An 11,914-nucleotide genomic window follows, 5' to 3' on the forward strand; every position below is an offset into this window, starting at 1 on the left:
ATTCACTTTACCACCACACTTGTATTCTCAGTAATTGTACCTACTCTTGTTTCATATAATATACTTCTAGAATAATCAGAAATATCCATTTTATCAATTGTTGATTTCATCATTTTAGACCATGAAAATCCTTTTTGAATTATATTCTTCACATTTGTTTGATTTAAAAACATTTTACTTAAATTACTTAAATTGATATTAACAAAAAAAGATTTACTTGTATTTAACATACTAACATTTTGCAAATTTAAATCTTTAAATGAACTTTCTTTTATATATACTTCTTCTGTATTATATAAATTTATAGTACTCTTATACCCTAAAGTATTATACAAGCATATTCTATAATCATTTGAAGAAAATAAATCTGAATCATTCAAAAATTCTGAATCTTCTAAATATATTAATTTAGCGTTATTACCAATTATTCGCACCTTATCAAATATTGTTTTTGAGGCAATAAAAATACCACCATCAACTATAATTTCACCATTACCACTAATCAAAGACTTTCCTGCACCAGGCATAATGAAAAACAATCCTTTAATTATCAATTTTGAATTTGAAACAAATTTTAAAGTACTACCAGATTCAACCATTACTATGCTTTTCTCACCAAGAACTGTCTGACCACCTATCAAAAATTCTGAATTAATCTGCGGCAAATACAAATTATCTTCAGATGACTCTAAGATATTTCTTACAAGATGTACAAATGTACCTGAAAAACGAATAGTAGGATAAGACGGAAAACTCAATGTTCCAAATTTATTTTTCTTTCTTATCATTGCAATTTTAGAATCTGTTACTCTTGCATATGCAGCTTTAGTATCTAATTCAGCTTCCCATCCATAATCATATGGTATTTCTACAACATATGATTCAACATCAGTTTCATAATTCCATCCAAAAGTATCTACAGAAAAATCTATCAACCTCGGATTTCCTGTTGCAATTGATGGAATATTTTTTTCTACTTCAATTTTTACTCTTTTTTCGGTAAAATTATTTCCATTATCAAAAACCACCAATGTACCTTCCTTTGAATTTTCTAATAACACTTCATCTATATTTATCAAAGAATAACTATTATTTTCTGTTTTTAAATATATTCTCAAATGATCACTTGGCGTCCAATCATCAATTGCCTGTATATTTGTTTTTCCAAAAAGAGAAACAATTAAATCATTATTTATAATCGTTGGTTTCTTATCTTCATTTGTATTTAATCTTATTATTTTGGGTTTTGATATATTATTATATTTATCTATAGCATATAACTTATATTCAATTATCCCTTTATTTTTTTCAATGGGGATTTTTAAATTAATATTGAACTCATATCTTTTACCTTTATCTTCCAAAACAAACATTCTAAGATCTGTTGCAGGTGAAGATGCTGTTATATTTAAGATACCGCCTCTAAGATAATAATTCAAAAAAGCTATTTCTGGAGGGATACTATCATAAAAAACTTTTATTTCTTTTTCAAATATTTTCTTTTTTTCCGAGTACACATGAACATATATTTCATTTTCACCTTCATTTAAATCTAAAAGATAATACTCGTCTCCATTTTTTTCATAATTAATTTCAACATTATTTTTATCAAAAAACTTTAACTCATAATTTTCAATATTAACATCTATTTTTATGGGAAAAGAAGGTGACACAATGTCACCTTCAATTGTTATTTCTACTTTTTTATTCTGTGAAAAACATGAACTCAAAATTATTATTAATAATAGAACAGGTATTAAAATTTTTCTCATTATTTCTCCTCATACAAATATTTTAATATTGGTGAATCTGGAGATAAAATTAACATTCCATCTTTAAATGATTCTTTGTATATATCTGCTATTCTTCTTAATTCAAAAAACTCAGGATTTTGTCCATATGCATCTGCATATATTGCAATAACACTTGCATCTGCTGTACCTCTTATGATTTCGGCATTTTTTTGTGCTTCAGAAGTTATAATCTTTACTTTTTTATCAGCTTCTGCTTTAATAATTTCAGACTCTCTTTGACCTTCTGCTCTTATTTGTGCAGCTATAGAATATCTTTCTGCCATCATTCTATTATATACAGATTTTGAAATATCTGGTGGTAAATCTGTTCTTTTCACCCTAACATCAACAATTTCAATACCAAATTGTTTCAAATTTTCACTACTTCTTTTGGTAATTTCAGTTAGCATTTCTTCTCTTTTTTTAGACAAAACTTCATCTAATGTATATTTTGCAACTAAATCCCTAACATTAGAATATACTACATCATCAATTCTAGTTAAAGCTAATTGTACAGATCTCATACTTTCCATAAATGTTTTAGGATCATTTATTCTCCAAATTGTATATGTATCAACAATAACTGTTTTCTTATCAGCTGTAATAATTCTTTCAGGTTCAATATCATATAACATTAACCTTCTCTCAAATTTTACCACATTATCAATAAAAGGTGTTTTAAAACTTATACCGGGTTCTGTAACAACTTTCTTAATTTGCCCAAATCTTAATACTACTGCTTGTTGTTCTTGATTCACGATGAATAAAGATGTTGTAAAAAATAATATTAATATCACTAAAATTATTCCTGATATGATTAATTTTGTTCTTTTTGTCATTTTGTATCACCACCTATTTCAGGTAAGTTAAGCAATTTAAGCGTATTAGAGCTATCAACAATAATCTTCTGCTTAGAATTTTCTAATAAATCCTGAATAGCCTCTAATATAATTCTCTTAGTTGTTATATCCTTAGCTGCATTATATTCTTCCAACATTGCCTTAAACCTTTTAGCTTCACCTGTTGCAACAGCAACTGTTTCATATGAATATGCTTCAGCTTCCCTTAATATTTTTTGTGCCTGTCCCTCTGCTTTAGGAATAACATCATTAGCATATCTATTAGCTTCATTTATAAACTTTTCTTTATCCTGTTTTGCACTATTAACATCATCAAAAGCCTTAACAACTTCATCTGGTGGTGCAACTTCTTGTAAATAAACATTTTCTACCTTAATTCCTGCACCATATTCATCTAATATCTTTTGAACTTTTGCTGCGGTTTCCATAGCAATTCTATCCCTTTCAGATGTTAAAACATTATCGATTGGATTAATTGCAACCATTTCTCTTAAAACACTTTCTGTTGCGAATTTAACCATATCGAATCCATTTAACACTCTAAATTCAAATTTTACAGGATCGGAAATTCTATATTGAACAACTGCTTCAAGACTTACAATATTTTCATCTCCCGTAATCATCAAAGATTCTTCTGTAACTGGTTGATATTCAATCCTACCCCTATAATTCACCGTCCTAAATCCTATTTCAATCTTTTTCAAAGTTTTAATATCTACAATCCTATGTGTTTGAAATGGATAAGGTAAATGCCAATGAATACCAGGCCCTGTTGAAGAAGTATATTTACCAAAAGTCAAAACCAATCCCATCTCTGACGGCCCAACTTGATAAACACTTGTACTAAAATACCCTAAAATCAATAATATTACTACAAGCCACACAATTTTTTTGAAGAAGTTTTTCTTTTTCTTAGGTTTTTCTTCTCCAACATCAAAAACTTCAAAATTATCTGTCATCCTTACACCCCTTCCTTAAATTCCTAAAATTCTTTTTACTGTCTTTATATCCTCTGCATGCTCACTATCATCACCTGGTGTTTCGAGATGCATAGGTAATTTAATTATTTCATCAAAAGATAAAAATGTTTTAAATCCTTCTATTCCTATTTCGCCTTTACCAATAAACTCATGTCTATCTTTTCCTGCACCTAACGGGAACTTTGAGTCATTCAAATGTATCATCTTAAATTTATTTATACCTATATATTTATCTATTTCATTCAATAACCTTCTCACATCATCTTTATCTCTAATATCATAATTTGAATCAAAACCATGGCATGTATCATATGTAATTCCCAATTTATCAGGATAACTACTTCTTTTAATAATTTCGCCAAGTTGTTCCATTTTCCAACCTATATTTCCACCTTTTTTAGCCACATTTTCAAGTAGAATTATTATATCTAAATCGTTTAATTCGCCTAAAATAATATCTAGCGCTTTAGCAATTCTATCATAACCAAATTCATCACCTTCACCAAGATGCGAACCAGGATGAACATTAAAATGTTTAATTCCAAGCATAGATGTAACCTTTATCTCATCAATCATTAGCTTAATAGATTTTCCCCAATTTTCGTCATTTGGTGTTGCAAGATTAATCAAATACCCCGAATGTACTAAAACGTCTTCAAAATCAATATTAAATTCCTTCATTTTCTCCTTAAATTTAATAATATCCGATTCTTTAGGTATTTTAATTTTCCAAGTTCTAGGACTATGTGAAAATATCTGAAAAGTATTTCCTTCTATATTTACTGTTGCTTCAGGCACTTTATAAAATCCTTTAGAAGTACTCATATGAGCTCCAATCTTAAACATCTATTTTACCTTCCTTTATCAACCATTTTGCAAATTTCAAATCAAATTCTGTAGTAATTTTAATATTATACTCTTCTCCAGGAATAATTCTCACAAAATTACCCGCTTTATGAAAGATACTTGCATCATCTGTAAAACTCTTTAATTCATTCTCAAAATTTGTATATGCCTTATATAACTTTTGAAAATCGAATGTTTGCGGTGTTTGATGTAAATATATCTCATTTCTATCAAGAATTTTATTTATAACATTTTCAACGACATAAGAAACAGAATTTTTTTCAGGCAAGGCTAATATTGCAGAACCATATTTTTGAGCTGCTTTTACACTTTCATCAATTTTTGACACACTAATAAAAGGTCTTGCAGCATCATGGATAGACACAATAGAAACATCAAAACTAAAAATATTATATAAATATTTTAAAGCATTATATACAGATTCTTGCCTTGAATCACCACCTTTAATTATATCATAAACCTTGTTAATTCCATAACATTCATATTTTGTTTCTTCCATAAATTTTTCATTAGCTACTACTATTATTTTATGAATCATTTTTGAATATTCATATTTTTCTAATGCAATTCTTAACAAACTTTTATCTAAAATCTGGTAAAATTGTTTAGGGTAGCTTAATTTTGTCCTTTCACCCTTACCAGCAGCAACAATAATACCGATATTCATAAAACCACCTCATTTATTTAAAATCCTTTTTTAAAAATGGTATTATTTCATTTTAATTATACAACATTATATGTTAAAATAACAATTTCTTTATTAAGAAAGGGGAGATATAGATGTATTTAATAGGCGTCGACTTAGGTGGAACAGAAATAAAAACAGGATTAGTTTCAAAAGACAAGGGAATAATAAATAAAGTTGCAATACCTACTGAAGCCGAAATGGGAGAAACTCAGGTTGTTGAAAATATTTTAAAAACAATAAATCTCGTTGCTGAAAATAATTTAAATAGAGTTGAAGGTATTGGTATTGGTTCACCAGGTTCTGTAGATAGAGATCATGGTGTTGTAAGATATGCTCCAAATCTTCCTTTTCATAATTTTGAATTAGCTCGCTTTATTTCAGAAAAATTAAAAATTCCCACATTTGTTGAAAATGATGCAAATTCATTTGCATTAGGAGAATGGTATTTTGGTTCAGCACAAGGTCTAAAACATTTTGTAGCCTTAACTTTAGGAACAGGGATAGGTGGCGGTGTAGTTTCACATGGAATTCTTATCACAGGGAAAGATGGCATAGGAACAGAATTAGGTCATGTTATTGTAGAACCTGATGGACCATTATGCGGTTGTGGCTCAAGAGGATGCATTGAGGCAATTGCATCTGCAAAAAATACTGCAAGATGGGCGAAAGAATTCTCTGTAAAAATACCTAATAACAAAGTTGCAAAATTAGCAGGTGGTATAGAAAATATTGAATCTAAACATGTATTTATGGCATTAGAACAAAATGATATGGTAGCAAAAATGGTTGTAGATAAAATTACAGATGCTCTAGCAAAAGCAATAAGTAATTTTGTACATATATTTAATCCTGAAATGGTTATTATCGGTGGTGGAATGAGTAAAGCAGGAAAACTCTTATTAGAACCAATAAAAGAAAAAGTAGATTTTTATTTAATGCCATCATTTAGAAATTCATTTAAAATTATGTTATCTTCATTAGTAGAGGATGCTGGAATTTTAGGCGCTTCTGCTGCAGCAATGTATCATTCGCGATAATTTATAAACTAATAGAGGTGGAAATATGGATTATATAAAAAAGTTTTTCAATTTTGATAATGTCAGCCAAAAAATTTTTACGTGGAATATCGTAATATTTGCATTGATGTTTGTTTTTGGTGGTGGGTTTAACGCATTTTCTAATCCTTACACTTTGATTTTTTCAGGAGCTCAATATGGAAAATTGATATCTATATCTCATCAATACTTCAGATTTATAACATCAATGTTTGTTCATGGTGGTCTTTTACATTTATTCTTTAACATGTATGCCTTATATTATCTCGGTACCATAGTAGAAAGAGTATACGGACCATATAAATTTATAACTATTTATCTTTCCTCTGGTATAGGTGGTGCAGCATTAACTCAATTATTTATGCCAGATGCCTTTTCAGTTGGAGCTAGTGGAGCTATATTTGGTTTAATAGGATTATTATTTGGTGCAGGATTTAGGGATGATACACCACCTATGTTAAAACCCATGACAGGAACTGCGTTATTACCTGTTATACTTATAAACTTATTTTTAGGGTTTACATCATCAGGAATTAATAATCTTGCTCATATTGGTGGTTTAATTGTTGGTTTTACATTTGGTTGGATGACATCTGTTTCTGATACATATACATCATATAAAAAATGGAAAATAGCTGGTTATACAAGCTTATCTTTAATATTAATATCTTTTATATGGCTTTTAATAACTGATATACAATACCTTTTAAGTTAGGGGGATTTATATGGAAAAATTATATTTTAAGGTCTCAAGAGATCCTATTTATTCCGAAATATTTATATATCCATTGGAAATAGTTATTGCAGATACTCCTTTAGTTCAAAGATTAAGATATCTTAGTCAATTAGCAGGAGCAGAATATGTTTATCCAAGTGCAACACACACACGATTTGGACATTCATTAGGAGTCATGCATATTGCTGGATTATATGCAAAAAAACTCTTTAAAAATAATCATCAAAAAACTAGAATATTAAGACTTGCAGGACTGCTTCACGATCTTGGTCATGGCCCATATAGTCATCAATTTGATGATGTAATATACAAAAGAATGGGGCTAGTAGATGGACATGACGAATACAGAAAGAAAATTTTAAATACTAAATTAATTGATCAAACATATAATGTTTATAAAAAACTAAATGATCCTAGAACAAAAAAAGACTTTTTAAAAGATTTATCTTTAACTATTGGAAAAGATGTTATTGATGAAGAAAACTCCATAAAAGAAGGATTAAAAGATGTTATGACAATGATAAATGAATTATTTGAAACAGAAAATACCGGTGGAAGTCCTGAATTCAACATTGTTCAAGGTCCTCTTGGTGCTGATAGACTAGATTTCGTTTTAAGAGATTCTTATTATGCAGGAACAAGAGATTTTGGAACAGGTGATTTAGATAGAATAATAAGAAATTCCTCTATAAAAACCGCAAATAATAGAGAAAAGTTGTGTTATAATATTAAAATTATAGATAATATATATACTGTATTATTCGCCAGGTTCATGATGTATAAAAATGTATATTTCCATAAAACATCGAGAGCTGCTGATCAAATGATTCAGGAAATACTAAGATTAGCAGATGATATTTTGGATTTAAAATCAAGAGTAGAAGATTTAGATAAATTTACATCATTAACAGACCAAAGGATAATAAATGAAATTGAAATTGTATATGAGGAATTATATGATAAATCTAATAATGAATTATTTAAAATAAGTCCTGAATTAATGCAAAAAGCCGATAAAGTAGCTAAAGCTCATGAATTAGTAAAAAGATTAAAATCTAGGGATTTATGGAAATTATTAATTGAAATTCCATTTTCAACAACAGGTCTTGATCCATCAGTTATAAGTGTTAGTGTGGCGGAAAATGTTTTAAAACAATTAAAAACAAATATAGAAAATATAATAAAAACAGATATCTCTAAAGAAGACAAACAAGAATTATCTTATATACTTGATAATTTTGACAATTTATTTATCATTGACACACCATACAAACTAGCTCTAATGCATCCAAAAGAATTCTTATCTACTGATGTATCGATACTAGACTATAATGGTGATGTGTTAAGATTTGATGAAGTATTTGAAAGATATCCTGCATATAAATTTATGGAAAGTAATTTAATACAAATTTCTAGAATTTATCTAACAGAAGATAAAAGAGAAATATTAAAAAGATTAAATTTAATTCCAAAGGTTGGAGGAATTAATATAACAACAAGATGGTAAGAAATTTTATACTGGGAGGAATTTAGATGAAAAACTTTAAATTCGATATAGAAAAAGCAAAAAAAATAAATGAAAAAATAAATGCTGTTTTAGAATTTAAAATAATAGAAGGAAATAAAGAAGGGAAATATTATTCTTCGCCATTTTTAGTAAAGGATAATATTCAAGTATTAGGAACAAAAAATACATGCGGATCAAAAATTCTGGAAAATTATAATTCAACATATACAGCTACTGCAGTTCGAAAATTGTTAGATTCAGGATTTACTGTAGTTGGAAAAACAAATCTTGATGAATTTGCTATGGGCGGTTCAAATGAAAATTCTGCTTTTGGCCCTGTTAAAAATCCATGGGATTTAAACAGAATTCCAGGTGGTTCAAGTGGCGGTTCTGCTGCTGCTGTTGCTGCTAAAATAGTTCCATTTGCTTTAGGGTCAGATACAGGTGGTTCTGTTAGACAACCTGCATCTTTTTGCGGAATAGTAGGATTTAAACCTACATATGGAGCAATATCAAGATATGGATTATCTGCTTTTGCTTCTTCATTAGATCAAATTGGAGTGTTATCAACAAATGTAGAGGATGCTGCAATAGTTACAGAAATTATGAGTGGAAAAGATGAAAATGATTCCACATCATTAGATATAAAATGGGATTTAACCTCGAAAATAAACGAAAAATTAGAAAACGTAAAAATTGCTGTTCCTAAAGAAGTTTTTGAATTAGAGGGAATAGAAAATGATGTGTTAAGTAAATTTAGAGAAAATGTAGAAGCTTTAAAGAAAAATGGAATTGAAGTAGAAGAAATAAATATTCCGCACTTGAAATATACAGTTTCTATTTACTATATTATTGCTCCATCTGAAGCAAGTTCAAATCTTTCAAGATATGATGGAATGCGATACGGATTAAGAAAAGAGAATAATTCTTTAAAAGAAACATATATGCAAACAAGAGATGAAGGTTTTGGTATCGAAGTAAAAAGAAGAATATTTATGGGAGCATTTACATTAAGCTCTGCATATTATGATGCATACTTTGCAAAAGCTGCAAAAATAAGAAATTTATTAAATCAAGATTTCGAAAAAGCCTTTGAAAAGTATGATGCTATATTAACTCCCACATCACCTATATTACCTCCAAAATTTGGGGAGTTAAATTCTCCTTTGCAATATTATTTAATGGATTTATTTACAATACCAGCAAATATGATTGGCGCTCCTGCAATTAGTATTCCTGCAGGAAAAATAAATGAACTTCCATTTGGGATACATTTAATATCAAAACCTTTAAATGATGCTAAATTATTGAGAATAGCAAAACAATTCGAAAATATTTTTGGAACTCTTGAATTAGCGGAGGTGCTTTAAATGAAATATAAAACAACAATTGGTCTTGAAATACACACACAATTATTAACAAAAACAAAAGCATTTTGTTCTTGTTCTGCAAATGCTTTTGAAAGTGAACCAAATTCAAATATTTGTCCTGTATGTACAGGACAACCTGGCGCATTGCCTGTATTTAACGAAGAAGCTTTAAATTTAGGTATCAAAGCTGCTATAGCCTTAAACGCAAAAATAAATGAATACTCAAGATTTGACAGAAAAAACTATTTTTATCCTGATCTACCTAAAGGATATCAAATCACACAATATTTTTACCCTTTAGCAAATAATGGTTATATAGAAATAGATGGAAAAAAAATAAGAATACAAAGAATGCATCTTGAAGAAGATTCCGGTAAAATGTTTCATGAAGGTGAAGATTTAGAAAATGCATCGTACAGCTATGTTGACTATAATAGAAGTGGAATACCTTTAATAGAAATAGTAACAGAACCGGATATAGAATCTCCAGAAGAAGCCAGAAAGTTCATGGAAAAATTAAGAAATATATTAAGATACGCAGAAATATCCTCTGGCGATATGGAGAAAGGCGCATTAAGATGTGATGCTAATATTTCAATAACAGATACAGAAAAAAACATCCAAAGTAATAGAGTTGAGGTAAAAAATATTAATTCTTTTAAATTTGTTGAAAAAGCACTAGAATACGAAAGAAATAGAATTATAGAATTAATGGAAAAGGGTGAAAATATACCTCAAGAAACAAGAGGATGGAATTTCTCTACAAAATCCACATTCTCTATGAGATCAAAAGAAGAGGAAGCTGATTATAGATATTTTCCAGAACCAGATATTCCTCCAATAATTGTAACTCAAGAAAAAATAGAAGAAATTAAAAAAACAATGCCAGAAATGATTGATGAAAAAGCAAAAAGATTTATAAAAGAATATAAAATAAAAGAATATGACGCAGAAATTTTAGCAGGTGATAAAGAATTGGCAAGTTACTTTGAAGAAGCTGTTAAAAACGTGAAAAATCCACAATTTGTAAGTAATTTAATAATTACTGATTTAATGAGAGAAATGAACAAAAATAACGTTGAACTAAAAGATGTAAAAATAAAATCAGAACATTATACAGAATTAGAAGATTTAATAACTTCTGGAAAAATATCAACCAAAATAGCAAAAGATGTATTTATAGAAATGTTTAAAAATGGAAAAATGCCTTCTGAAATAGTAAAAGAAAAAGGGTTAGAACAAATTGATGATGATTCGGTTATAGAAGAAATTGCAAAGAAAATCATTGAAAATAATCAAAAACAATATCAACAATATAAAAATGGAAAAACAAAATTATTTGGTTTTTTTGTAGGTCAAGTTATGAAAGAAACAAAGGGAAAAGCTAATCCACAAAAAGCTAATGAAATTGTCAAAAAATTATTAGATGGTGACATGTAAATAATTAAAAGCTTGAGGCTTCTATATAGAAGCCTCAATTATAAATAAAATTCGGTAGTATAAAAAGTGAAGGAGTTAGAAATTTAAAAAAGTGAAAAATAAGAGGAAAATAATTTGTGGGGGATAATAATGCCAAGGAAAAGAAAAGAAGAAAATGAAAAAATTCTTGGTAATGTTGATAGAGAATTCATAAAACAGTATATAAAAGAAAATGGTATTAAAGATTGAGAAGATGTTGAATATATAAGTAAAAAGCTTGTAAAAATAATGCTTGAAGAAATGTTAAAAGCAGAAATGGATTATGAATTAGGATATGAAAAATATTCAAGAAAAAATGATGATAATGATAATTATCGAAATGCTTATTCAAAGAAAACGGTAATAACTAAGAATGGTGATATGGAATTAACTGTTCCAAGAGATAGAAATGGAGAATTTGAACCACAAAGAAAGATGGTATTGTAAAGAAAAAAGCTATATATAACGTTATTGGTATTAATCTTGATGGTTATAAGGATATTTTGGGTATATATATTGAAAAGAATGAATCTTCAAGATTCTGGATGAGTGTTTTAAATGATTTGAAAGCAAGAGGAGTAAAGGATATTTTAATTGCTT

Annotated in this window: 10 protein-coding genes and 1 pseudogene; 6 read left to right on the plus strand and 5 right to left on the minus strand. The window is 28.3% G+C overall.

The window, feature by feature from the left end:
• Positions 1-2: 2 nt before the first annotated feature.
• From ACYQ44_RS03305 to ispD, 5 genes are read right to left on the minus strand one after another with little or no spacing between them, the layout of a single operon-like run.
• The gene (locus tag ACYQ44_RS03305) at positions 3-1,772 is read right to left on the minus strand and encodes a hypothetical protein (protein WP_459995198.1); all 1,770 of its coding nucleotides are present in this window, start codon (positions 1,770-1,772) and stop codon (positions 3-5) included.
• The gene (hflC, locus tag ACYQ44_RS03310) at positions 1,772-2,632 is read right to left on the minus strand and encodes a protease modulator HflC (protein ID WP_459995200.1); all 861 of its coding nucleotides are present in this window, start codon (positions 2,630-2,632) and stop codon (positions 1,772-1,774) included. Before hflC ends, ACYQ44_RS03305 begins: the two co-directional genes overlap by 1 nt.
• Entirely contained in the window at positions 2,629-3,612 is a 984-nt protein-coding gene (gene hflK / locus ACYQ44_RS03315) for an FtsH protease activity modulator HflK (RefSeq protein WP_459995201.1), read from the minus strand. The genes hflC and hflK overlap by 4 nt, the downstream gene beginning before the upstream one ends.
• A gap of 15 nt (positions 3,613-3,627) precedes the next feature.
• A complete protein-coding gene (locus ACYQ44_RS03320) occupies positions 3,628-4,479 on the minus strand; it encodes a deoxyribonuclease IV (protein WP_459995202.1) in 852 nt (283 codons plus the stop codon).
• A complete protein-coding gene (ispD, locus tag ACYQ44_RS03325) occupies positions 4,472-5,167 on the minus strand; it encodes a 2-C-methyl-D-erythritol 4-phosphate cytidylyltransferase (protein WP_459995204.1) in 696 nt (231 codons plus the stop codon). Before ispD ends, ACYQ44_RS03320 begins: the two co-directional genes overlap by 8 nt.
• A 113-nt stretch (positions 5,168-5,280) precedes the next feature.
• On the opposite strand from ispD, the gene ACYQ44_RS03330 reads away from it, so the two are divergent.
• The 6 genes and pseudogenes from ACYQ44_RS03330 to ACYQ44_RS03355 form a co-directional block, all read left to right on the plus strand.
• A complete protein-coding gene (locus tag ACYQ44_RS03330; RefSeq protein ID WP_459995206.1) occupies positions 5,281-6,225 on the plus strand; it encodes an ROK family protein in 945 nt (314 codons plus the stop codon).
• Positions 6,226-6,250: 25 nt separating this feature from the next.
• Complete coding sequence (locus tag ACYQ44_RS03335; RefSeq protein ID WP_459995207.1) at positions 6,251-6,958, plus strand: rhomboid family intramembrane serine protease; 708 nt, start codon at positions 6,251-6,253, stop codon at positions 6,956-6,958.
• A 10-nt stretch (positions 6,959-6,968) separates the two neighbouring features.
• Positions 6,969-8,486, plus strand: a complete 1,518-nt coding sequence (locus ACYQ44_RS03340; protein ID WP_459995208.1) for an HD domain-containing protein — start codon at positions 6,969-6,971, stop codon at positions 8,484-8,486.
• A gap of 26 nt (positions 8,487-8,512) precedes the next feature.
• The gene (gene gatA / locus ACYQ44_RS03345; protein ID WP_459995210.1) at positions 8,513-9,856 is read left to right on the plus strand and encodes an Asp-tRNA(Asn)/Glu-tRNA(Gln) amidotransferase subunit GatA; all 1,344 of its coding nucleotides are present in this window, start codon (positions 8,513-8,515) and stop codon (positions 9,854-9,856) included.
• On the plus strand, positions 9,857-11,296 hold the full coding sequence (gatB, locus tag ACYQ44_RS03350; RefSeq protein WP_459995212.1) for an Asp-tRNA(Asn)/Glu-tRNA(Gln) amidotransferase subunit GatB: 1,440 nt from the start codon (positions 9,857-9,859) through the stop codon (positions 11,294-11,296).
• Positions 11,297-11,566: 270 nt separating this feature from the next.
• Positions 11,567-11,914: pseudogene (locus ACYQ44_RS03355) on the plus strand (transposase); the annotation flags it as partial.

Source organism: Marinitoga arctica (assembly GCF_054657315.1).